Source organism: Streptomyces sp. NPDC032745, from assembly GCF_055579465.1.
Genome location: NZ_JBVING010000008.1, coordinates 138,528 through 159,776, shown reverse-complemented (window position 1 = coordinate 159,776; position 21,249 = coordinate 138,528). Strand labels below are relative to the sequence as shown.

The 21,249-nt window shown below is 71.3% G+C and carries 18 protein-coding genes and 6 pseudogenes; 13 read left to right on the top strand and 11 right to left on the bottom strand.

Features of this window, described 5'->3' with window-relative positions:
• Positions 1–299, top strand: a pseudogene (locus ACZ5WG_RS21940) (hypothetical protein); the annotation flags it as partial.
• A gap of 202 nt (positions 300–501) precedes the next feature.
• Here the strand turns inward: ACZ5WG_RS21940 and ACZ5WG_RS21935 are convergent.
• The 4 genes from ACZ5WG_RS21935 to ACZ5WG_RS21920 form a co-directional block, all read right to left on the bottom strand.
• On the bottom strand, positions 502–768 hold the full coding sequence (locus tag ACZ5WG_RS21935; RefSeq protein WP_468725238.1) for a hypothetical protein: 267 nt from the start codon (positions 766–768) through the stop codon (positions 502–504).
• A gap of 447 nt (positions 769–1,215) precedes the next feature.
• Positions 1,216–1,701, bottom strand: coding sequence for a lamin tail domain-containing protein (locus tag ACZ5WG_RS21930; RefSeq protein ID WP_468725237.1), 486 nt, complete (start codon positions 1,699–1,701; stop codon positions 1,216–1,218).
• 430 nt (positions 1,702–2,131) lie between these two features.
• Positions 2,132–3,574, bottom strand: a complete 1,443-nt coding sequence (locus ACZ5WG_RS21925; RefSeq protein ID WP_468725235.1) for an MFS transporter — start codon at positions 3,572–3,574, stop codon at positions 2,132–2,134.
• 286 nt (positions 3,575–3,860) lie between these two features.
• Positions 3,861–4,280, bottom strand: a complete 420-nt coding sequence (locus ACZ5WG_RS21920) for a hypothetical protein (protein ID WP_468725233.1) — start codon at positions 4,278–4,280, stop codon at positions 3,861–3,863.
• A 421-nt stretch (positions 4,281–4,701) separates the two neighbouring features.
• Between ACZ5WG_RS21920 and ACZ5WG_RS21915 the strand changes: the two genes are divergently transcribed.
• Both ACZ5WG_RS21915 and ACZ5WG_RS21910 read left to right on the top strand, forming a co-directional pair.
• Positions 4,702–5,199 (top strand): NAD(P)H-dependent oxidoreductase, encoded by a 498-nt coding sequence (locus tag ACZ5WG_RS21915; protein WP_468725231.1) that lies wholly within the window; start codon positions 4,702–4,704, stop codon positions 5,197–5,199.
• Positions 5,200–5,283: 84 nt separating this feature from the next.
• Positions 5,284–5,859 (top strand): annotated as a pseudogene (locus ACZ5WG_RS21910) (SDR family oxidoreductase); the annotation flags it as partial.
• Positions 5,860–5,897: 38 nt separating this feature from the next.
• Here the strand turns inward: ACZ5WG_RS21910 and ACZ5WG_RS21905 are convergent.
• Positions 5,898–6,563, bottom strand: coding sequence for a DUF2625 family protein (locus ACZ5WG_RS21905; RefSeq protein ID WP_468725526.1), 666 nt, complete (start codon positions 6,561–6,563; stop codon positions 5,898–5,900).
• 185 nt (positions 6,564–6,748) lie between these two features.
• On the opposite strand from ACZ5WG_RS21905, the gene dacB reads away from it, so the two are divergent.
• On the top strand, positions 6,749–8,392 hold the full coding sequence (dacB, locus tag ACZ5WG_RS21900) for a D-alanyl-D-alanine carboxypeptidase/D-alanyl-D-alanine endopeptidase (protein WP_468725229.1): 1,644 nt from the start codon (positions 6,749–6,751) through the stop codon (positions 8,390–8,392).
• Between the two features lie 56 nt (positions 8,393–8,448).
• Here dacB and ACZ5WG_RS21895 read toward each other — a convergent pair whose 3' ends face one another.
• Positions 8,449–9,033, bottom strand: coding sequence for a dihydrofolate reductase family protein (locus ACZ5WG_RS21895; protein WP_468725228.1), 585 nt, complete (start codon positions 9,031–9,033; stop codon positions 8,449–8,451).
• A gap of 138 nt (positions 9,034–9,171) precedes the next feature.
• On the opposite strand from ACZ5WG_RS21895, the gene ACZ5WG_RS21890 reads away from it, so the two are divergent.
• Positions 9,172–9,969, top strand: a complete 798-nt coding sequence (locus ACZ5WG_RS21890) for a hypothetical protein (RefSeq protein WP_468725227.1) — start codon at positions 9,172–9,174, stop codon at positions 9,967–9,969.
• 127 nt (positions 9,970–10,096) lie between these two features.
• On the top strand, positions 10,097–11,155 hold the full coding sequence (locus tag ACZ5WG_RS21885) for a D-alanine--D-alanine ligase family protein (RefSeq protein ID WP_468725226.1): 1,059 nt from the start codon (positions 10,097–10,099) through the stop codon (positions 11,153–11,155).
• 108 nt (positions 11,156–11,263) lie between these two features.
• Here the strand turns inward: ACZ5WG_RS21885 and ACZ5WG_RS21880 are convergent, their stop codons facing one another.
• Entirely contained in the window at positions 11,264–11,689 is a 426-nt protein-coding gene (locus ACZ5WG_RS21880) for a hypothetical protein (RefSeq protein WP_468725225.1), read from the bottom strand.
• 198 nt (positions 11,690–11,887) lie between these two features.
• On the opposite strand from ACZ5WG_RS21880, the gene ACZ5WG_RS21875 reads away from it, so the two are divergent.
• Positions 11,888–12,244, top strand: coding sequence for a VOC family protein (locus ACZ5WG_RS21875; protein WP_468725223.1), 357 nt, complete (start codon positions 11,888–11,890; stop codon positions 12,242–12,244).
• A 32-nt stretch (positions 12,245–12,276) separates the two neighbouring features.
• On the opposite strand, the gene ACZ5WG_RS21870 is transcribed toward ACZ5WG_RS21875, so the two are convergent.
• The gene (locus ACZ5WG_RS21870) at positions 12,277–14,118 is read right to left on the bottom strand and encodes an ABC transporter ATP-binding protein (protein WP_468725222.1); all 1,842 of its coding nucleotides are present in this window, start codon (positions 14,116–14,118) and stop codon (positions 12,277–12,279) included.
• A gap of 200 nt (positions 14,119–14,318) precedes the next feature.
• Here ACZ5WG_RS21870 and ACZ5WG_RS21865 point away from each other — a divergent pair, with 200 nt between their 5' ends.
• Positions 14,319–14,927: a type 1 glutamine amidotransferase family protein gene (locus ACZ5WG_RS21865; protein ID WP_468725221.1), complete on the top strand. Its 609-nt coding sequence runs from the start codon at positions 14,319–14,321 to the stop codon at positions 14,925–14,927.
• Between the two features lie 148 nt (positions 14,928–15,075).
• On the top strand, positions 15,076–15,891 hold the full coding sequence (locus ACZ5WG_RS21860; RefSeq protein ID WP_468725220.1) for a class I SAM-dependent methyltransferase: 816 nt from the start codon (positions 15,076–15,078) through the stop codon (positions 15,889–15,891).
• A 140-nt stretch (positions 15,892–16,031) separates the two neighbouring features.
• Here the strand turns inward: ACZ5WG_RS21860 and ACZ5WG_RS21855 are convergent, their stop codons facing one another.
• Positions 16,032–16,451 (bottom strand): hypothetical protein, encoded by a 420-nt coding sequence (locus ACZ5WG_RS21855; RefSeq protein ID WP_468725218.1) that lies wholly within the window; start codon positions 16,449–16,451, stop codon positions 16,032–16,034.
• A 374-nt stretch (positions 16,452–16,825) separates the two neighbouring features.
• On the opposite strand from ACZ5WG_RS21855, the gene ACZ5WG_RS21850 reads away from it, so the two are divergent.
• Positions 16,826–17,764, top strand: a complete 939-nt coding sequence (locus ACZ5WG_RS21850; protein WP_468725217.1) for an amidohydrolase family protein — start codon at positions 16,826–16,828, stop codon at positions 17,762–17,764.
• Positions 17,765–17,791: 27 nt separating this feature from the next.
• Here the strand turns inward: ACZ5WG_RS21850 and ACZ5WG_RS21845 are convergent.
• Positions 17,792–18,097: pseudogene (locus ACZ5WG_RS21845) on the bottom strand (methionyl-tRNA formyltransferase); the annotation flags it as partial.
• Positions 18,098–18,319: 222 nt separating this feature from the next.
• Between ACZ5WG_RS21845 and ACZ5WG_RS21840 the strand changes: the two are divergent.
• Both ACZ5WG_RS21840 and ACZ5WG_RS21835 read left to right on the top strand, forming a co-directional pair.
• Positions 18,320–18,607: pseudogene (locus tag ACZ5WG_RS21840) on the top strand (ABC transporter ATP-binding protein); the annotation flags it as partial.
• 215 nt (positions 18,608–18,822) lie between these two features.
• Complete coding sequence (locus tag ACZ5WG_RS21835; RefSeq protein ID WP_468725216.1) at positions 18,823–19,092, top strand: hypothetical protein; 270 nt, start codon at positions 18,823–18,825, stop codon at positions 19,090–19,092.
• Between the two features lie 247 nt (positions 19,093–19,339).
• Here the strand turns inward: ACZ5WG_RS21835 and ACZ5WG_RS21830 are convergent.
• Positions 19,340–20,225, bottom strand: a pseudogene (locus ACZ5WG_RS21830) (alpha/beta hydrolase-fold protein); the annotation flags it as partial.
• Between ACZ5WG_RS21830 and ACZ5WG_RS21825 the strand changes: the two are divergent.
• A pseudogene (locus tag ACZ5WG_RS21825) lies at positions 20,221–21,248 on the top strand (amidohydrolase); the annotation flags it as partial. The pseudogenes ACZ5WG_RS21830 and ACZ5WG_RS21825 overlap by 5 nt on opposite strands.
• Position 21,249: the final 1 nt, after the last annotated feature.

Genomic DNA, 21,249 nt, shown 5'->3' with positions numbered 1-21,249 from the left:
ACACGGAGAAGGTTCCGGGTGAGGTGACGAAGGAGGTTCCGGGCAAGGACACGGAGAAGGTTCCGGGTGAGGTGACGAAGGAGGTTCCGGGCAAGAGCACGAACGAGGTCCCGGACAAGAAGACGGACCAGAACCCTGATAACGGGACCGGCCAGAACTCAGAGAACGGGACCGGCCAGAACTCCGAGAAGGGGTCGGGCCAGAATCCCGGCAACGAGCAGGGCAACAGCGAGCAGGGCAACAACCAGGAGGGAAACCAGCAGGGAAACCAGCAGGGAAACGGGGAGCAGTCCGGATGAGCCGGCGGTCCAGGCGCCTGGGGATGCATGGGCCCAAACCGTCAACTCGGAACGGCAACCCGTGGTCAGAAGTGCATAGCGGCGCACGTGAGGGCCTTGGGCCGGTCGGTGGTGTGATGTCGCAGTCCACACCGAACCCGCGAAGGGCCCTCAGCCGTTCAACCCGCTTCCGCCGAGACCGGCTTCACGCGCTGCAACTTCCCTAGGTTCGGCTTTTGCGGCTGCGGTTCCGAGTCGATGAGACGCTGGTTGACCGTGTCCTGTGCGCCCCGGCCGCCCCGGCAGTTGGCCTTGAGACCGTCTTCCCCCGGAAGGCCCTCCACTTGCCGGCCGCCACCTCTACGGACTTGAACGTGCCGTCGTCCTGCACCGTGGTGTTGCCGCCACCCGCACCGTCGGTCTGGTCGAGGAACACCTTGCCCTTCTTGAACCCGTCGCCGCTGATCGTCACCTTGGCCGCATCCGCCACGGCTCCTACGAAGCACGCCGCAGCAGCGGGGCTGTGAGTGCGAACGCGAGTTGAGGACCGGCATGGCGTGCGGCGGACCAACGGACTCGGCCCACGACGTCGTCGTGGTGGAGGGACATACTGCGTTCCGATGCGGATGACGGGTATGCCGGTACCGTCGCGAGGCGCTCCCCGTGTACTGGTGGCCGGACCCGCGTCGGCCCACGAAGCTCGTGCGGGGTCGGTGCGGCTGACGGTACGGGCGGCGCCGGCGCCGGCGCCGGCGCAGGCCCCGGCTCCGGCCCCGGCCCCGGCCCCGGAGGGAGTGCGGCCGCAGGATGTGCACACGCGCAGGCGGCGTGCCACGGCTGGATCGCCGTGACACGCCGTTTGCGCTAGGCCGACAGCTCACAGTCCCTTCGGCGTGGCTGCCGGCCCGGTCAGCCCGTCAGGGGCAGCAGGTCCGCGTCAGCCGTTGCGGTGGTGCCGACGGCCGTTCCAGGAATTGCTGTCGACGACGTTGCCGCGGTTGTCGCGGAGCGTGGCGCTGTCACGCTCGTCCCACACCTGGTCGTGGCGGCCCTGGTAGACGTCGTGGCGGGTGTCGCGACCCTTGCCCGTGTGGACCTTGACGCTGGAACGGCCGTCCAGGCGGAAGTCGTTGAAGCGGTAGCGGTTGCCCTGCCGGTCGGAGAGGGTGAAGCCGCGCAGGTTGACGCTGTGGCGGCCGGTGTTCTTCACCTCGACCCATTCCCCGTTCAGGGCACGAGCGGAGCGGTCGTTGCGGCCGGGGCTGTCGTACTGGACGTCGCCGATGACGATCGAGGAGTGCGGGGCCCGGTGGTCACGCCTGTGGTCGTCGGCGGCGGCTGCCGGGAGGGCGGCGGCGCCGACCAGGGCGCCCGTGGCCAGGAACGTCGCGACGACGCGGCGGGTGGCGAGAGAAGCAGACATGAAGATGACCCCTTCAACAGACAGCGGCCCGTCCCGGCTCGTACGAGGCGGGGGGCTCCGAACAGTTCCCGGCGTCCTGCCGAGGAGCCACACTCTGGCCCCGAAGCACCACCAAAAGCCACTAATTCGGAGCGTGTTGCCCAATGCGGATATACCAGTGACTCTTGCTTGTAGCGGACATGTGTCATGGCTGCGCTGACGCGGACTGCGGGAGCGTGCGGAGCGGGCCGTGGGAGGCTTGGGGACGGAGGCCTTCGCTGGTGAATGCCCTTTCCTCGGGGTGCCCTTCGATCCTGCGCCGAATGGGTTCAGGGTCGTGTAACAGCTGCTCCTACCGTTTCTTCGTACCTGTTCACGTGAACGGTTCTGGTGTTCTAAGACGGCCTCTGCGCAGTGGCAGTGCGTCGCCGCACCGCTCGTCGGCGGGGCGTCAGAGCGAGGGCAGGTTGCCCCTCGGTGCCGGGCCGGGTTTTCGCGGCGCGCGGATCAGCGGGAGCAGGGAGGCCGCGCCCACGAGTGACAGCAGCGCCGCGACCCTCAGCACGCTTTCGATGGCTGATCCGTCCGAAGCCGCCTGCTGCTCCGAGCCGCTCAGAACCTCCAGTACGGTCGCCGCCACCGCCACGGCCACCGCGCCCATCAGGACGAGGGAGGTCAGCACCAGTCCGGAGGCGGCGGCGAGGCGGCTCGAGGGAACGTACGACTGGGTGGCCACGTTCGTCAGCGCCCAGCCGAGTCCGAGCCCGATGCCCACGACCGCGAACACGGCCGTGTAGAGGGCCAGCGGACCCGCCCAGGTCAGCGCCAGGATGCTGGCTCCGCTCAGCAGGAGCCCGGCCGCCATCAGCGACTCCGGCCGCCGATGCTGGGCGAGGCGGCCGGACCAGTAGCTGGCGGCCCCGGCGCCGACGGACAGCGCGAGGAAGACCAGCCCCGCATCGAGCGGGGAGAGGCCGCGGACCTGCTGGAGGTAGAGCGCGGAGAGGACCGCCACGAGGCAGTACCCGATGTTGGACACGCAACCGGCCAGGGTGACCGTCACGAACGGCACGTTACGCAGCAGGGTCAGGTCCAGCAGCGGTTCGGCGGTCCGGCGTTCGATCGCCACGAACAGGATCAGCAGCAGGGCTCCGGCGGCGAGGCAGGCCAGCGTCGCCGCTGAGGCCCAGCCCCAGTGGCCACCCTGGTCGACCGCGACCATGACCGCGCTGAGACCGCCCGCCACGGTGACGGCTCCGGGCAGGTCCAGGCCGTGGCCGGCCTCTTCATCGCGGGTGTCGGTGACGAACCGCAGCATCAGGAAAGCCGCGACGGCGCAGACCGGCACGTTCAGCAGGAACACCGCCCGCCAGCTGACGTGCTCGGCGAATACGCCGCCCACGAACGGGCCGAGGGCGACGCCGATCGCGCTGAAGGCCAGCACCGTGCCCACCGCGCGGCCCTGCCGGTCATCGCGGAAGTAGGCGCTGACGACCGCCACGGCGACGGGGAAGATCAACGCGGCCGTGGCGCCCTGCACCACCCGCGCCACGACGAGCCAGGCCTCGTTCTGCGCGGCGCTGCACACGACGGACACCACGGCGAAGCCGACCAGGCCCCACACGATGACCGTGCGTCGCCCGTGGACATCGGCGGCCCTTCCGCCCGTGATCATCAGCGCGCCCAGGGTCAGCATGTAGCCGCTGACCAGCCACTGCAGGTTCGTGGTCGGCGTGGAGAATTCGCGGGCGATCACCGGCAGCATCAGGTTGAGGGCGAACCAGTCCATCTGGACCAGGAGCATGGACAGCGAGGCGGCCGCGATGACCGCGCGATCGCGGCCGGAGAACAGCCGGCGGCCGGGCGACACGGTTTCCGCCTTGCCCACGCTCATCGACACTTCCCGTCCGGAGCCCCCACCACCCCACCCCAACCAGCATGCGCCCGCCCGCGACACCGGGCACCCTGCGCCCGCCCGGGCCGGGCCCTCGTCGGGGCGCGGTGGTGTGGACCTGTGCCGGGTGGAGGCTGTCGGCGGAGCTGTGGACCGTTGGCTGGTGGTCGCACGTCCTGGCGGCGTGTGTCGGTGGGGGAGTTGCCACAGCGCATGCGGATGCCGGAGGGGCTGTGGGCCTCTCCGGCGTCTGCGGTGTGGGGTGTGCGGGGTGTGGTGTGGGGTCTCACTTGCCGAGCTTGGCCTTGAGGTCCTTCTTGACCTGGTTCTTGATGTTCTGCTTGTTGACCTGGCCGCCGGTGCCGGTGCCGTTGCCGCCTACGGCGGTGGCGTCGCCGGTGTTGACGGCGTCGGCGCTGGCGTTGCCGCCGGTGGCGTTGCCGGTGTTGATGATGCACTTGCCCTTGCAGCTGCCGACTCCGGTGCTGGCGTTGCCGCCGGTGGCGGTCCCGCCGACGGTGGTGTTCTCTGCGTTGGCGTTGCCGCCGGTGCCGATGCCGTCGGCGCTGTCCTGGGGGAGGGTGATGGCCTGGGGGGCGGTGGTGGGTGCGGCCATGGCGGTCGCGGGGAGGGCGATGCCACCGCCGAGGAGGGCGAGGGAGGCTCCGGCGAGGACGATGCGGCGGGTCGGGAAACGCTCGAACATGGTAATTCTCCATTCGGCAACGAAATAGGTTTTGTGTATCGCCCGGTGGAATGGGCCGGGGTGTTTCTTTGGCCCTTTTGTTTTCCGGGGTTTCCCTGGTGGGGGCGTACTTCCAATAAACCGTGTGGCGGTGTGTGCGTCACGCCACTCGATTACGTGGCTTGACGCCAGGTGCCGATCTTGGTAAAAGTCCAGCCGGTGCGGTCCCCTCGCGGTGTTCCAGCCGCCTTCCCGGAGGGTTGGTCGGGCTCCACCGGCTCGCGGGGACCAGCGGCCGCAGGCCCGACGGTGATTCGCCCGCGGTGCGGATACCGTTCCGCACTGGAGCCGAACTGGAGCCGCACGATGGATCGCCGTACGGATGAGGGGAGTTGGCGGGCATGAAGGTCGCGGTCTACCTGGCGCACCCGAGGGGTGCGAGGTGTCCGCGCACGACCTGTGTGCCCAGGGCTTCCCCCCAGTGCTGACCGCCGAGGAGACCGAGACGGTCGACGTGGCGGGGGCGTCGGCCGATCCGCTGGTGGCGCAGCACCGCGCCGAGGTCGCGATGCTCGACGCGCTCGTCTTCGTCCATCCCAACTGGTGGGGCATGCCGCCTGCCGTACTGACCGGCTGGGTGCAGCGGGTGCTGGTGCCCGGGGTGGCGTACAAGCTGGGGCGGGCCAACGGCGAGCCGGCGGGTCTGCTCCGGGTGGGCCGGGCGCTGGTGCTGAACACCTCGGACACCCCCGCGGAGCGGGAGGCGGGCGAGTTCGGTGACCCGCTTGCGCGGGTCTGGGCCGCCTGTGTCCTGCCGTACGTGGGGGTGACCGACGTGCGCCGCACGGTGTTCCGGACCGTCACCGACTCCACGGCCGACGAGCGCGCCGCCTGGTTGGCCGAGGCGCGTCGAGAGGCGTCGGCCCTGCTCACCCGGTAGGGCGGGCAGCGGCCGGGGACCGCTCCGACGGGGCGGCCCGGGCCTGGTCGCACCGCGAGGACAGCATGCCTGCGCGACGCCAGGATGGCGAACACGTCGGTCGCGATCACGGGCGCCAGCAGCGGGATCGGCGAGGCGACCGCGCTGCTCCTCGCCGAGCGCGGCGCGAAAGTGGTGCTCGGGGCGCGCCGCCCGGAACGCCTCCAGGCGCTGGTCGCCCGCATCGAGAAGGCCGGCGGCCAAGCCGTCTACACGCGCACGGACGTCAAGCGCCGCGAGGACCTGACCAGCCTGGTCGGGCTGGCACGCGACCGCTACGGCAAGCTCGACGTCCTGGTCGGCAACGCCGGGATCGGACTGATCTCCCCGCTGGACGACCTTCGCGTCGAGGACTGGGAGGAGATGATCGACGTCAACCTCAAGGGCGTCCTGTACGGGATCGCCGCGGCGCTGCCGGTCTTCCGGGAGCAGGGGTTCGGGCACTTCGCCAACACCGTCTCCACGGCCGGACTGTGCATCGTTCCGCTCCAGGCGGTGTACGCCGGCACCAAGAACGCCGTACGTACCATCTCCGAGGGCCTGCGGCAGGAGGCCGGGGACGGTGTGCGCGTCACCGTCGTCTCGCCAGGGGTCACGCGCACGGAGTTCGCGGACTCCATGGCGCCTCAGCGGTACGAAAGCCCAGGAAGACGCCGCTGTCACGCTTCGCCGAGGAACCCGGGATCGGACGGCCCCATCTGCCGGGCGAAATCCGCCGCAACCCCGATGACCTCGTGCATCGGCACGGGCCGTCGGCTCGTCGCCGCGAGATCGGCGTGGGCCTCGTCGGACCACAGGAACGGATACACGGAAAGGCCCTCCGAGAGGGTCAGGGCCGAGGCTTCCTCACGCCAGCCGGGCCATCGCAGCCCGTCGTAGAACGCCTCCGACCGGCCCGAGAGCAGCCAGGAGACCCATGCGGAGTGGCCGATTTCCATGGCCTCCCACGCCAGGGTGTCGGGCGCGAAGTACGTCATCTGTCCCGGCGCCCCCGGACGGCCCGCGGCGGAAGGATCGCCACCGTTCAGCGCGAACACCCCACCGACGACGTCGTGGCCGACAACGAGGCCGGCGTCGGGATGCCAGACGGGATCGAAGTCCCCGGGGAAACGGTTGACCTGCCCCAGACTCCGCAGCCCCCCACTCGCGACCGAACCTCCGCCGAACACGCGCACCCACCCGTTGTCCACGAGCAGTCCGCCGGTGTTCAGTGCCAGAGCGCCCAGCGTCGACCGCGCACTGACCTGCATCTGCAGCACGCACCGGAGTCCCTCGCGGGCGTCGGCGGGCAGCACCTGAACCGGCACGGAGCTCGCCTCGAGCATCTCCTGAAGCTCCGGCCACGCCGGATCGTCCACACTGACCAACTCGTCGATCTCTCGCACCCGAGGATGGTCGCACCCATCCACCGGTCGGCGGCGCTCGGGGTGACATGCGAGCCGAATCGTGCCGTGCCACCCTGTTCCCAGGCCCCGGGGGTAGATGACAGCCGCGACGAACGGAGCGCGCTGTGGGAAATCCGATCCGCATCAGGGCGCTGCGGCGCCGAGCGGCCGCCGGCTTCGCCGCCCTGTTGTTGGTGGCCCTCGCCTCGGGTACTGGTGCCCGAGCGGCCCCGTCACCCTCCCCGGCGCCCTCCCCGGTCCCGTCGCCGTGGCCCACCGGTGTGGGAGATCCGGGCCGGCTCGACCCGCGCATCACGGAGATCATGCGCAAGCCGGAGTACCGCCATGCCCAGTGGGGACTCCTGCAGACCGAACCGGCCGACGGGCGGGTGCTGCACAGCCTGTTCCCCGGGCAGTTCTTCATCCCCGGCTCCACCGCGAAACTGTTCGCCGTCTCCGGCACGTGGCGCACCCTCGGCACGGACCACCGCTTCGTGACCCCCGTCTACGCGGTCGGGGAACGGACCGGGGCCACGCTGACCGGCGACCTCGATCTCGTCGCCCAGGGCGATCTCACCATGGGCGGCAGGACGCGCCCCGACGGCACGGTCGCCTACACCGACCTCGACCACACCTACGCCAACGACTTCCCCGGCGCGACCCTCACCCCGGAGAACCCCCTCGCCGGGATCGACCAGCTCGCCCGGCAGGTCCGCGACTCCGGCATCACCCGCGTCGTCGGCGACGTGATCGTCGACAGCCGGCTCTTCGCCCCCGACCCGGTCCTCGACCCCACCCCGACCCCCCTGATCATCAACGACAACCTGATCGACCTGCTGACCGAGCCCGGCGACCGGGCGGGCGCCGACGCCCGGCTGGACTGGCGGCCGAAGGTCGCGCCGTACCAGGTCACCTCCACGGTGAAGACCGTAGCGGCCGGGAAACCGACGAACGTCACGGTGACGGCCACCGACGGCGGCACCCGGATCCGGTTGTCCGGCACGATCGCGGCGGACTCCGAGCCACTGCTGCGGACCTCGCCCATCACGGACCCGGCCGCGTTCGGCCGTACCGCGCTGATCGAGGCACTCGCGCGGGCCGGGGTGGAAGTCTCCGCCGGCGCGACCGCCCCCAACCCGGTCGCCCGGCTGCCGCACGACTATGACGGCCGCCCGCGGGTGGCCGCGTACACCTCACCGCCGTACGACCAGTACGCCAAGCTCATCCTCAAGGTCAGCCACAACCTGGGCGCGAACCTCGGGATCTGCCTGATGGCCGTCACGACCGGCAGCAACCAGTGCGAGGACGGCTTCCCGGTTCTCGCCGCCTTCCTGGACCGGGCGGGCGTCGACCGCAAGCAGGCGGAACTCATGGACGGCCGCGGCGGCAACCCCGCCGACCGGGCCACGCCGCAGGCGCTCGTACAGATGCTGGCGTACTGGCAGCGCACCCCGGACGCGCAGCGCTTCCGGGAGGCCCTGCCGATCCTGGGCGTCGACGGTCTGCTGGCCGAGAACTGCCGCAGCTGTCCGGCGCGCGGGAAGGTGTTCGGGAAGACCGGCGCGGCCGTCGGAGGCGACGCGCTCAACGACCGGCTCGCCGTCGGCGCCATCACCATCGCCGGCTACCTCGACAAGGGCGGTGGCCGCTTCGACACCTTCTACGCGGGCGTCAACGGCGCGTCCACGCCGACGGCCGACCCCGCCGGTGTCCTGGCCATCGCCAACGACCTCGCCCTGATCGCCGCCTACCTCCAGGAGTCGCCCTGACCGCCGGGGCCTGGGTGGCCCGCCGAGCCACCGGCCGGGGCTGCTGCCGCGCGGAGTCAGCCGGCTGCCGGGGTCCGGGGGGCGTCGGCCGGTGCGTAGAGCAGGTGCATCACGCCGGTCGTGAAGGTCTCGGACTTGAGCAGCTTCAGCGGGTACGGGCCCTCTCCGTCCGCGAACAGCCGCAGGCCCTCGCCGAGGACGATGGGGTGCACCAGCAGCCGCAGCTCGTCGAGCAGGCCGGCGGCGAGGAGCTGGCGTACGAGGGAGACGGAGCCGGTGACGGCGATGGGCTTGTCGCTGTCCTCGGCCTTCAGCGCCTTCACGCCTTCGAGGAAGCCGCCTGTGAGCTGCTCGGAGTTGCGCCACGTGAAGTCGAGGGCATGGCTCGAGACGACGACCTTGCGCGTGTCGCCGAAGTCCTTGGCCAGCCCCGCGTCCTCGCCGCCGGCGCGCTCGCGCTCGGGCCATGCCTCGGCGAAGACGTCGTACGTCGTGCGGCCGAACAGGAAGGTGTCGCTGGACTGGATGTCGCCCATGACGGCGGCGCCCATCTCGTCGTTGTAGTACGGGAAGTGCCAGGTCTGGGGCTCGGCGACGACGCCGTCGAGGGAGATGAACAGGCCTGCGGTGATCTTGCGCATGAGGGGCTCCCTGGGTAGCCGAGCGGGGGTTCGGTTCGCTTTCTCATGAGGTAGACGGACCGCAACCGCGAAACTCATCGGCGGCCCGCCGAGTCCAGCCGAATGGCCCGAGCGGCCTCCCACGCGCACCCTGGAGATGTGAAGACCGAGGCGCCCGCCACGGTCCGCCGTGCTGTCGCCGGATTCCTCGAGAATCCCGTCGTCGGCATGGCACCGTGGATCATCTTCTCGCTCCTGGTCGGTCCCGGCAGGTTCGAGATCGCCGTCGTGCTCGCCTTGGCGGCGACGATCGTGCTGGTCGCGGCCGGTCGGATCATCAACAAGGGCAGCAGCTGGAAGCTGCTGGAAATCGCCGACCTGGTCTTCTTCACCGTCATGGCCGTCATCGGCGCCCTCGCCAGCGACGGCACCCGGCGCTGGCTGGAGACGTACGCCGGGGAGGTCTCCAACATCGCCCTCTTCCTGATCGCCTTCGGGTCGATGGCGGCGCGTGTTCCGTTCACCCTTCAGTACGCCCGGGAACAGGTCGATCCGGCGTACTGGCACACGCCCACGTTCCTGCGGACCAACTACTACATCACCGGGGCGTGGGGGCTGGCGTTCCTGGTCGCCGCCGTGGCGGGTGCGTACGGCGACCTCGTGCTGCACGATCCGAACAACATCTGGACCGGATGGATCATCCAGATCCTCGCCATCGTGGCGGCGCTGCGTTTCACCGCCTGGTATCCGGACGTCGCCCGCGCCCGGGCGCTCCGCGCGGCGGGCCGGCCGGGGCCGGAGCCGCCGCACCTGGCCGGGATGTTCCTGCCGCTGGCCGGACTGCTGGTGCCCGTCGGGATCGCCGTCCTGATCTTCGACGACAACGTCTGGTGGCTGGGCGTGGCACTGATCGTGGGCGGCGGCGTGCTGACGAAGGCCCTGACGGCCCGCGACTGACCCCGCCCGCGACGGAAGGCGGACAGTTCTGCGGCCCCCTCGGTGCCGGCGGGGCCCGAGGCCGTCGCGGCACGCCGCCGTCGACTGAATACGGAGAGCCGGGGGCGGGGCCGTTCATCATGGGCGCATGAAGATCGTTGTCCTCTGTGGCGGGGAGAGCCTGGAGCGGGACGTCTCGCTGGAATCCGGTCTGGCGGTGGCCGGGGCACTGGTGGAGCTCGGGCACGAGGTCCAGGTGGTTGATCCTGCCGCAGCGGAACCCGTACTGGCCGGGCCCACGGCGATCGATGGCGCGCTGCCCCGTACCGCCACGGATCTTCGAGGTTCGGAGCCGGACGAGGGCGAGAGGCGGGAACTCATGCTGGCCGCGCTCACCACGGGGCCGGTGCTCCCGTTGCTCCGCGACGCCGATCTGGTCTTTCCGGCTCTGCACGGCGGGTGGGGCGGTGACGGTCACGTCCAGGCGCTGCTGGAGATGGCAGGGGTCCCCTTCACCGGCGCGCCCAGCACCCAGTGCAGCCTGGCATGGGACAAGCAGCGCACATTGGCGCTCATGCGGGAGTCGGGCGTCACCGTCACCGACAGCGTCCGCCTCACGGCGGGGTCGGATCAGCCGATGCCGCAACAGGTGTCGAAGTGGCTGGCCCAGGGGCCGGTGGTGGTCAAGTCCAACACGGGCACCTCCCACCTGGAACTGTGCGTGGCCGATGACGCCGACGAGCTCGCTCACGCCTGCTGGGCCGCGCCGGCAGGCGAGGAGCTGATCGCCACGCCGTTCCTGCCAGGGCGGGAGTTCACCGTGAGCGTGATCGAAGACAGCGTGCTGCCGGTGGTCGAGATCGAGTACGCGGGACGGCTCTTCGACTACGAGACGAAGTCCCGCCCGGAAACCGCGCGCTGCCACTGCCCCGCAGACCTTCCGTACGATCTCGAGGCAGGCCTGCGTGAGCAGGCACTGCGCGCTCATTACGCCCTGGGGCTGGGAGCGAAGGACTATTCAAGAGTCGACTTCCGCTGCGACGGCCGGGGCGTACCCCATTGCCTCGAGGTCAACGCCTGCCCCGGATTGCGACCCCTCAGCGGCCTCGGCGCGGCAGCCGCCGGCGCAGGTTGGTCCTATCGGGAACTCGTCGGCCGGGTCGTCGCGCTCAGCGCGCCGGTGGGTGTCCCCGCGCTGGCCAGGTAGCGGAAGCAAGGGCGGCCTCCCGGCCTCGTTCCACGGTCAGCGGCATGCGGACGCCGGAGAGGCGGTGGGCCTCTCCGGCGTCTGCGGTGTGGGGGTGATTTCCTGCCCTCAATTGCCGAGCTTCTGCTTCAGGTTCTCCTTCAGCTGCAGCTTGATGTCCTGCTTGTTCACCTGGCCGCCCGTGCCGGTGCCGTCGCCGCCTACGGCCGTGGCGTCGCCGAGGTTGACGGCGTCGGCTCGGGCGCTGCCGCCGGTGGCGTTGCCGGTCTTGATGTCGCATCCGCCCTCGCAGTTGCCGACGCCGCTGCTGGCGTTGCCGCCGGTGGCCTCGCCGCCGACCGTGGTGTTCTCGGCGTTGGCGTCGCCGCCGGTGCCGATACCGTCGGCGCTGTCCTGGGGGAGGAGGGTGACGGCCTGCTGCGGGGCGGCGGTGGGCGCGGCCATGGCGGTCGCCGGCAGGGCGATGCCACCACCGACCAGCGCCAGGGAAGCTCCGGCCAGAACGATACGACGGGTCGTGAAGAGCTCGAACATGGTAATTCTCCATTCGGTGTAAAAAGGTTTGTATTCCGCCCCGCAGAAAGGCCGGTTGATTGCATTCCGGCCCTTTGTCCTCCGGGGGTTTCCCCGGTGAGGGCGTACTTCAAATAAACCCTGTGGCGGCGCGTGCGTCACGACACTCGAATACGTGGCTTGACGCCGGGATTCGATCTTGGTAAAAGTCTGGCCGGTGTGAGCCGGCGGGCTGGGAATGCGCTGAAGCGCGTGCAGGCGGGCGGCCTCGGGCTCGTCCTGTGGGGCCGCGACGAGCTCGCACTGGACTGTGGCCTCGACAGCGCGCACGGGACGGGCTTCGGCGGCATCGTCCTGGCTCACAACATGCGCTCACCGGAGGATGTGGACGCGCTCCTCACGGCTGCACGGCAGGCCGGAGCCACCGTGACCAAGCAGGCCGGGGCAACGGCCTACGGCGGCTACGCGGGGTGCTTCGCCGACCCCGACGGGTACCTGTGGGAGATCGCCCACAACCCGGGCTTCCCCTTGGCCGAGGACGGCTCGCTGACCATCCCGGACTTCGGTTCCCCGTAGCGACCGGCCCGGGTCATGGACGGTCGGCACGGTCATTGACGGTCGGCAGGCCGTTCGCCGTGTGTGCGTGCGGGGCTGTCGTCGAGGAAGCCGCCCGACTGGTGCTGCCACAGCTTCGCGTAGGCGCCCTCGGTGGCGAGCAGCTCCTGGTGCGTGCCCTGTTCGACGATGCGTCCGTGGTCGAGGACGACGAGCCGGTCCATGTGGGCCACCGTGCTCAGCCGGTGCGCCACCACGAGGGCGGTCCGCCCCTCCATGAGGCGCCACAACGCCTCCTGGACGAGGATCTCGCTCTCGGAGTCCAGGGCGCTGGTCGCCTCGTCGAGCAGCAGGATCGGAGCGTCGCGCAGGATCGCCCGGGCGAGCGCGACCCGCTGGCGCTGCCCGCCGGAGAGCTTGACGCCGCGCTCGCCGACCATGGTGTCGAGGCCGTCCGGCAGTGCATCGGCGAACTCCGTGACGTGCGCTGCCTCGGCCGCGCGGCGGATCTCGGCGTCGGTGGCGTCAGGCCGGGCGAACGCGATGTTCTCCCGCAAGGTCCGGTGGAACATCGCCGGGTCCTGCGGCACGTAGGCCATCAGGCCGCGCAGGTCGCGTTGGCGCAGCCTGCTGATGTCCTGGCCGCCGATCAGGATCCGGCCGGCGTCGATGTCCGTCATCCGCAGCAGCAGCCGGGTGAGTGTGGTCTTGCCGCCGCCGGACCGGCCCACGAGCCCGATCTTGGCCCCGCCGGGCACGGCCAGGTCCAGTCCCTCGAAGAGCGGCTGCGCGCCCGCGTGGGCGAAGGTCACCTTCTCGAATCGCACGTCGGCGGCCCGGGTCGGCGATGGCGCCGGCTCCGGCGACTGCGGGTCGAGTACCGTCGGCGGCGTCAGGAGCAGTGCCGTGAACTGCGAGGCCTCCGTCATCGAGCTCTCCAGGCGACGGTAGATCTGGTTGAACTCGAACATGATCCGCGTGGCATTGGAGTAGTACGTGAAGGCGACCACGACCGCCTCCACCCCGTGCCCCTCCCCGGCGATCGTGACGGCGAGCAGCAGGCCCAGAGCATTGGTCACCACGGACATCGGCGCGACGAAGGTGTCGATGCGCAGGTTGCCGTAGTCCCACGACCGCAGCATCAGCCCGCGCGAGTGCGCCACCCGGGACCGGTGCTCGGCGGCTTCCCGCTCCTCCGCGGCGAACGCGCGGACCGTGTCCATGTTCATCAGGCTGTCGGAGACGTGCCCCGACACCCGGGCCATCGCCTCCTCGCGCCGGTTGACGAGCGCCTGACGGCGCCGGATGAGGGGCAGCACGCACACGCCCGTCACCGCGATCATGGCCAGGAGCGCCACGACGAGCAGCGGTTCGTAGTGCCAGAGCACCACCGACCCGAACAGCAGCGGTACGAACCGGCCCACGACCGAGAAGGTCAGCGTGTCGACGAACTCCTCGAAGCGGGAGGCGAAGCTCAGGACCCGCTTGGTCAGTGATCCGGCGAAGTTGTCGTGGAAGAACGCGGCGTCCTTCGCGAACAGCTCGTCCATGCCGATCACGTACAGGCGCTCGATGCCGAGGGCGTCGAGGCGGTTCAGGCAGTGCAGGCCGACGCGCCACGCCGCCTCGGAGAGCAGCAGGACCCCCGCGAACGCGAGGACGTACGGGAGCATCGAGCCGAGGGCGGGGGCGGTGGCGTCATCGGCGATGCGACCGACCAGCTTTGCGACGACCAGCGGGGCGATGTAGTTGACGCCGATGTTGCCCAGGGCCGGCATCAGCATGGCGGGCGCCGTCAGCCGGCGCAGCCGGATCAACTCCCGTCCGTAGTAGCGAAGTGCGAGGACCACGGGGCCCTTGCGTGGCGGTAGCGCTGGTGATGCAGACGATTCCATCGCAACCCTGTGATCTCGTGCCAGAACGGAATTCGCAGTGTCCCGCGAGCGCGTCCGCGCCGTCCAAACGTTTTCCGTGTGGGTGACCCCGACGTTCCGGCGGCCCGGGAGCAGCAGGCCACCTGGCGCCAATTGGCCCGGGGGCCGGCCGCGCGGTGGGTGGAAGAATGGATCTCCGACGCCGCAACCGAGGAGTTCCGATGCAGGTAGCCGTGGTGACCTTCGACGGATTCAACGAGCTCGACAGTTTCATCGCCTCCGCACTGATCAACCGCTGCCGCAAGGACGGCCTGGAGGCCTTCATCACCACACCGACGCCCGTGGTCACCTCGATGAACGGCGTCGAGGTGAGCGGGCAGCGCCCGATGGAGTTCATTCCCGAGGCCGACGTCGTGCTGATCGGGAGCGGGGTGAAGACGCGTGACGTGATCGCCGATGACCGGCTGCTCGCCATGCTGCCCCTGGACCCCGCCCGTCAGCTGATCGGTTCGCAGTGCTCCGGCGCATTGGTGCTCGCGCGGCTCGGGCTGCTGGGCGGCATGCCGGTTTGCGCGGACATGACGAGCCGCCCGTTCGTCGAGGACTTCGGTGTCACCGTGCTGGACGCGCCGTTCCACGCCGAGGGCAACATCGCGTCGGCCGGCGGCTGCCTGGCTTCGCAGTACCTCGCCGCATGGGTGATGACCCGGGTGCTCGGCGAGGACGCCGCGCGCGGCTCCATCGGCTACGCGGCCCCGGTCGGAGAGCAGCGGGAGACCGTCGAGCGCGTGATGAGCGCCGTCCGGACAGGCGAGCCCGCCCTGCGCTGACACCGGGCACCCGGGCACCCCGGTCTGCGAGGCGTTGAACTCCGCGCGCTCGCCCACTGGGCGAAGCGGGAGCGCGTCGGGCGCCGCCTTCGTCTTGGTGGCCGAATCCTGGGTCGTGGGACGGCGCCCGTACGGCGATGATGGCCCGATGGACAGACGGGTGGACGCGCGACGGGCCTCGTACGCGGAACTGCCGGAGGCTCGCCCGGACAGCGGAGCGCGCGGGCAGGCGTACGCCGTGTCGGCCGAGTTCTACGATCTGTTGCACGCCCGTTCGTACCACCGGCACGCGCTGGCGCTGGCCGGACCGGCCGCCGCGGCGCGCGTGGGGATCGTCGAGGTCGGAGCGGGGACCGGGCTGGTCACCGACGTACTGATCGGCGCCTCGTGCGTGCCGGTCCATGCCGTCGAGCCGGCGGCGGCGATGCGGGCCGTCCTGCTGTCCCGGCTGCACCCGCCCGCCGGCGGATCCGTCGGAGACCGGGTGACCGTGCACTCCTGTTCCGCCGTCGAGCTGTCGCTCAGCGGGCAGGCCGATCTGGCGGTCTGCCTGCGGATGGCCTCCTGTCTGCCTCCCGACGAGCGGCGTGCGCTGTGGCGGACACTGGCCGATCTGCTGGTGCCGGGCGGACTGCTCTTCCTCGACCGCCCGCCGGCCCGGCTGCCCGCCCGTCCGACCAGGCGTTCCCTGGGCGAGGTGCAGCTGGGCCTGGACACCTACCGGGGGCAGGTCACCGCCCGCGCCGAGGGTGACCGGATCCGCTGCGACTACGCCTACCTGGTGTGCCGTCAGGGCCGGGTCCTGCGCCGGGCGCAGGAGTCGTTCCTGCTCTGGCCGCTGACCCGGCAGGCACTCGGCGCGGAGCTCGCGGACGCGGGCCTCGCCCTCGAGGGCGAGATACCGCCGGACCTGCTCCGCGTACGGCGCGGAATCGGAACGGGCCTCCCGCACCCTGCACCCTGACCACGGGCGGCGCATCCCGGTTCGGATCGCCGGGGGGCCGGCGGTGGCGGTGAGGGCGCGGACGGGCATGCGGATGCCGGAGGGGCTGTGGGCCTCTCCGGCGTCTGCGGTGTGGGGTGTGCGGGGTGTGGTGTGGGGTCTCACTTGCCGAGCTTGGCCTTGAGGTCCTTCTTGACCTGGTTCTTGATGTTCTGCTTGTTGACCTGGCCGCCGGTGCCGGTGCCGTTGCCGCCTACGGCGGTGGCGTCGCCGGTGTTGACGGCGTCGGCGCTGGCGTTGCCGCCGGTGGCGTTGCCGGTGTTGATGATGCACTTGCCCTTGCAGCTGCCGACTCCGGTGCTGGCGTTGCCGCCGGTGGCGGTCCCGCCGACGGTGGTGTTCTCTGCGTTGGCGCCTCCGCCGGTGCCGATGCCGTCGGCGCTGTCCTGGGGGAGGGTGATGGCCTGGGGGGCGGTGGTGGGTGCGGCCATGGCGGTCGCGGGGAGGGCGATGCCACCGCCGAGGAGGGCGAGGGAGGCTCCGGCGAGGACGATGCGGCGGGTCGGGAAACGCTCGAACATGGTAATTCTCCATTCGGCAACGAAATAGGTTTTGTGTATCGCCCGGTGGAATGGGCCGGGGTGTTTCTTTGGCCCTTTTGTTTTCCGGGGTTTCCCTGGTGGGGGCGTACTTCCAATAAACCGTGTGGCGGTGTGTGCGTCACGCCACTCGAATACGTGGCTTGACGCCAGGTGCCGATCTTGGTAAAGGTCCGCCGATGTGGGCCGTCCGCTTCGTGACGGGGCGGGGGAGGGGGTGCGGTGGTTTCCGGTGAGTTCCGGGCGGTCTCGCCCCTGTTCCGGGCGGGGCCGGTCTGTCGGTCACCCGCCGTCCCTTCTCATGTGGTCAGGCTGTCAAGACGTAGGCACCCGCATTCGAGGAGGCACGGGCAGGAATGACGGATCCCGCGCGCATTGACGTCCACCAGCACCTGATCCCCCCGGACCGCAGCCGTGGGATGGCCGAGCGCGCCGAGGCGCTCGGCTGGCCCGCACCCGCATGGGACAGGCCGAGCGCGATCGCCATGATGGACCGCAGGTCAATCGCCACCGGCGTCCTGTCGTACCCCGCACCGCTCGCCGCCCCCGACGACCCCGCCGGGGCTCGCGCCGGGGCCAGGCGCGTGAACGAGTACACCGCCGAGGTGGTCAAGGACCGCCCCGACCGTTTCGGTCACTTCGCCGCCCTGCCCCTGCCCGACGTGGACGGCGCGCTCGCCGAGGTCGCCCACGCCCTGGACGAACTGCACGCCGACGGTGTGATGCTGCTGTCCAACGCCAACGGCCGCTACCTCGGCGACCCGGAGTTCGATCCGCTGTGGGCGGAGCTGGACGCGCGCGCCGCCGTCGTCCTCGTCCACCCCACCGCACCGCCCGGTGCGATGGTCCCGGGCCTGCCCGGCCCCCTGGTGGACTTCCCATACGACACCGCGCGCACCGCCCTGCACATGGCCGTGCACGGTGTTCCGCGCCGGTACCCCGGGATCAAGATGATCCTGCCCCACGCGGGCGGCTTCCTGCCGTACGCCGCCCACCGCTTCGCGGTCGCCGCCCGCCTCCACCCCGACACCACCCCCGAGGGCCTGCTGGCCGACCTGCGGCGCTTCTACTTCGACACCGCCATCTCGGCCGGCCCCGCATCGCTGCCCTCACTGATCGCCTTCGCGGCGCCCGGACACGTTCTGTACGGCAGCGACTTCCCCATGCTCCCCGAGGAGTGGGCCACCGGGTTCGACGCGGGGCTGGACACGTACCCCCACTGGGAGGACGGACAGTTGCACGCGATCAACCGCGGCAACGCGGAGGTGCTTCTCCCTCGACTTGCCCGGGCCTGAGACCGCCGGGTGCCGCTGGCCGGGGCCTCAGGGGCGGTGGGTCAGGTGGCCGCCCATGGACGTGAAGTACTCGGTCGCGGGAAGCTCCCGGCCGTCCGCCGTCCGTACGCGCGTGATGGCCGGTCCGTGGTTGCGGCCGGTGCGGGCGTCCGCGCCGGCGACGACAACCACGCCGTCGGCCTCGCGGTAGATGATACGGCCGGGCGCGCCGCCGTACCGGCCCCGGGACACGTATGCGGACAGGACCTCGAGCCGCTTGCCCTTGTGGAACGTGAAGGCGCTGGGATACGGCTCGGACTGGGCACGGACCAGGCGGTCCAGGCCCTCCGTCGGACCCACCGGCACGGCCTCCTGCCGCACGATGTCGCCGGCGTCCCCGACTTCCGCGCTTCCCGATGCTCGACCGACGGCCGCCTGCCTGCCCTGCACGACGGCTGCCCTCGCACGATCAACCACAAGAACTTCTTCCCCCTGCGGGTCGAGTTCCACGACTGCTTCGAGTGGGCCGCGGACCAGGTCGACGACATGGTCCAGATACTCCGCGACGGAGTCGTGCTCCGCACGAACATCGGCCCGTCGGGCACCAGCAGGACGGTCCCCGGGGCCGTCGAGGCGTCGATGCTGACCGACGTCGTCGCCCTGCACCGTGACGGACTCGACTACGGGGTCCGCGACCGCGGCGCGAACCTCTCCGGCGGGCAGCGCCAGCGGCTGTCCCCGGCCCGCGCCCGCGCCGCCGACAGCGACATCCTCGTCCTGCACGACCCGACGACGGCCGTCGAAGCGGTCACCGAGCAACTCATCGCACGCAACCGCGCGGAGCTGCGCCGGGGCCGCACTACTGCCTGGCGGTGGCCCGCTGACCCACCCCAGCGGGTGCGTACGGCAGCGGGCTGCTCTAGCGTCGAACGAGGAGGGGAAGCCCTGCCGAGCCGGTCCGGTGCGGGGCCCGGTCCATACGCGGCACGTCGGCCGTGAGCGCTCGGCGCCGTTCCCACGCGGATCCGGCACATGCAGATCCCGGGCCGCGCGACCATCCCGGAGAGCAGGTGCGTCCCATGCGCACGTCAACCCGTCTCGCAGGTGTCCTCACCGGCCTGACCCTCGTATTCGGTGGTGCGGCCTTCACCGCTCCCGCCGCCCACGCGGACGTCTCGGCCTGTATCAACCAGGTGGAGCGGGAGCTGCAGGGTGGCGAGGTCCCGGCTGCCATCCGGGCGGCGTGTACGGCCGGGTCGACCGGCTACCACGACCAGTGCGTGACCGCCCTGACCAAGGCCAGCGTGACCAACGGGACCGCGGTGACCGCCTGCAGCGCGGCTCCCTAGGTCGTGTCGTCAAAGTCCCTCCCCCAGCTACCGCTGGGAGGTGCCCCCAGGCTGGCGGGGGCTGGCACGCACGCTCGCCGCGTTGTCGTCGGTCACCGACGTCCCCCAGCTACCGCTGGGAGGTGCCCCCACCGCGTCGCTTCCCTCCTCCGCCTTGCGATCGCACGCACCAGACCCCGCCAGCCCCGCCCTTCCGGGCGGCCGACGCCACTTTGACGACACTCCCTAGTGGGCGCAGACCCCAGAGGAGCGCCCAGGCGGCATCCCTGAGGAGGGCGTGGCGCCAGCCGGCCCGGTCGTGTCCCGACGCCGAGCGTGACACCCGTACGGTCGCGCGGGCCTGTTGGGCCAGGGTCTCGACCAGTTCACAGTGGGGCAGCATCCGCGTTTCGTGTTCCCCCACGTCGAAGGCGACCCGCAGACCGGACAGGCCGGGGCGCTCCCGCAGGCGTGCGGCGATGGCCCCGCCGACCGGGCCGCCCATGCGGTCCGCGAGTTCCGGGGCGCCGGGGGTCCACCAGAACGACCCCGACTGGCAGGCGACCCGGGACACCAGGTCCGGGAACTCCAGCGCGGCGGACAGCGCACTCAGCCCGCCGAGGCTCTGCCCGGCGGCCACCAGCCGGTCCGGGGCCACGGGCAGGCCGGATTCCCTCAACAGCGGCAGCAGTTCGTCCCGGACGGCCTCCCACAGCGTGGGCCGGCAACCGAACTCGGCCTCCCGGTCGCGGGTCGGCAGGAAGACGAGGGTGACGGGGGCATGTCGCCACCGGCGACGGCCGAGTCGAACTCGGTCATGGCCGGGTGAAGGTACAGCCAGTCGTCCCCGTCGAGCAGCAGGACCACCGGCCGCCACCGCCCGCCGCGTGGACCCGTACGGTGCGCCGCCCGCCGAGCCGTTCGCCGGTCCAGCGGATCCTGGTCCGGGGGAGAGGCAGTACGCAGTCGGCTCCGGAGGCGATGACGGGCCAGTGCGACTGGGCCGGGGCGTCCGGGGTCGCGGCGACGGACCGGTCGCCGCCCGCACCGGCCGGGTTGAAGGGGTCGGCGTACGCCGTGCCGTCCGCGAGGAACTGGTAGGTCACGCGCAGCCGTAGCGGCATGCGGACCTCGGCGTACCAGCAGTCCGTCTCGGAGGGCGCGATGGGCGCCGCCCGCGCGCTGCGGTTGCCGTACTCCCAGGAGGAGCTGGCCGAGGCGATCGGGCGCGCCGCCCGGACCTGCCTGGTCGAGGGCGTCACCGCCTGCGCCGAGGCGGGCATCGGCGGCACCCTCTTCGGCCACAGCCCGGTCGAGCTGGGCGCCTGCCAACTCGCCCGGGAGAAGGGGCTGCTGCCGCTGCGGGTGCAGCTCATGGTCTCCGCGGACCGGCTGCGTCCGGTCGCCGCGCACGACGCGGACGGCATCCCCAAGGCCCTCGACCTCGGCCTGCGCACCGGCTTCGGCGACGGCCGGCTCTCCGTGGGCGCGCTCAAGATCTACACCGACGGCGGCATGATGGCCCGTACCGCAGCGCTGAGCGCGCCGTACGAAGGACTCGAGCACACCGGCCAGTTGCAGTACGACCCCGAGGCGCTCGCGCGGCCGACGTGGCCCTGGCCGCCCTGGAACGGGCCCAGCGGCCGCGGCCCCGCCCCGGCGCCCGGCACCGCATCGAGCACGCCGGCCTGATCCGCCCCGACCAGCTCCCGCGCTTCGCGCGACTGGGCGTCAGCGCGGTCGTCCAGCCCAACTTCCTGCGCTGTTTCGGCGACGACCACGCGGCGATCACGGGCGTGGAGCGGGCGCCGTGGCTGTACCGGGGCAGGGGGTTCCTCGACCACGGCATCACGCTGGTCGGCAGTTCCGACCGGCCGGTGGCGGACGGCTTCCCGCTGCGGGCCGTCCAGTTCATGGCCGAGCGCGCCTCCGAGTCCGGGCAGCTGATCGGCCCGGACGAGGGCATCACCGTGGACGAGGCCCTGCACGCCTACACCGTCGCCGGCGCCTACGCATGCCACTGGGAGCACAGCGCGGGCACCCTCACCCCGGGCAAACGCGCCGACCTGGTCGTCCTCGGGGACGACCCGCGGCGCGTCGAGGTCTCGCGCATCGGCGCGATCGAGGTGGTGGCGACGTACGCCGACGGTCGCGAGACCGGCAAGCCGACGGCGTAGG

Bases quoted from the DNA above. Each gene is read 5' to 3' on its own strand.
- ACZ5WG_RS21865 (WP_468725221.1), top strand. From the start codon at position 14,319: ATGCAGGTAGCCGTGGTGACCTTCGACGGATTCAACGAGCTCGACAGT.
- ACZ5WG_RS21870 (WP_468725222.1), bottom strand. From the start codon at position 14,118: ATGGAATCGTCTGCATCACCAGCGCTACCGCCACGCAAGGGCCCCGTG.
- ACZ5WG_RS21855 (WP_468725218.1), bottom strand. From the start codon at position 16,451: ATGTTCGAGCGTTTCCCGACCCGCCGCATCGTCCTCGCCGGAGCCTCC.
- ACZ5WG_RS21885 (WP_468725226.1), top strand. From the start codon at position 10,097: ATGAAGATCGTTGTCCTCTGTGGCGGGGAGAGCCTGGAGCGGGACGTC.
- ACZ5WG_RS21835 (WP_468725216.1), top strand. From the start codon at position 18,823: ATGCGCACGTCAACCCGTCTCGCAGGTGTCCTCACCGGCCTGACCCTC.
- ACZ5WG_RS21905 (WP_468725526.1), bottom strand. From the start codon at position 6,563: ATGCTCGAGGCGAGCTCCGTGCCGGTTCAGGTGCTGCCCGCCGACGCC.
- ACZ5WG_RS21860 (WP_468725220.1), top strand. From the start codon at position 15,076: ATGGACAGACGGGTGGACGCGCGACGGGCCTCGTACGCGGAACTGCCG.
- ACZ5WG_RS21895 (WP_468725228.1), bottom strand. From the start codon at position 9,033: ATGCGCAAGATCACCGCAGGCCTGTTCATCTCCCTCGACGGCGTCGTC.
- ACZ5WG_RS21920 (WP_468725233.1), bottom strand. From the start codon at position 4,280: ATGTTCGAGCGTTTCCCGACCCGCCGCATCGTCCTCGCCGGAGCCTCC.
- ACZ5WG_RS21850 (WP_468725217.1), top strand. From the start codon at position 16,826: ATGACGGATCCCGCGCGCATTGACGTCCACCAGCACCTGATCCCCCCG.
- ACZ5WG_RS21930 (WP_468725237.1), bottom strand. From the start codon at position 1,701: ATGTCTGCTTCTCTCGCCACCCGCCGCGTCGTCGCGACGTTCCTGGCC.
- ACZ5WG_RS21925 (WP_468725235.1), bottom strand. From the start codon at position 3,574: ATGAGCGTGGGCAAGGCGGAAACCGTGTCGCCCGGCCGCCGGCTGTTC.
- ACZ5WG_RS21880 (WP_468725225.1), bottom strand. From the start codon at position 11,689: ATGTTCGAGCTCTTCACGACCCGTCGTATCGTTCTGGCCGGAGCTTCC.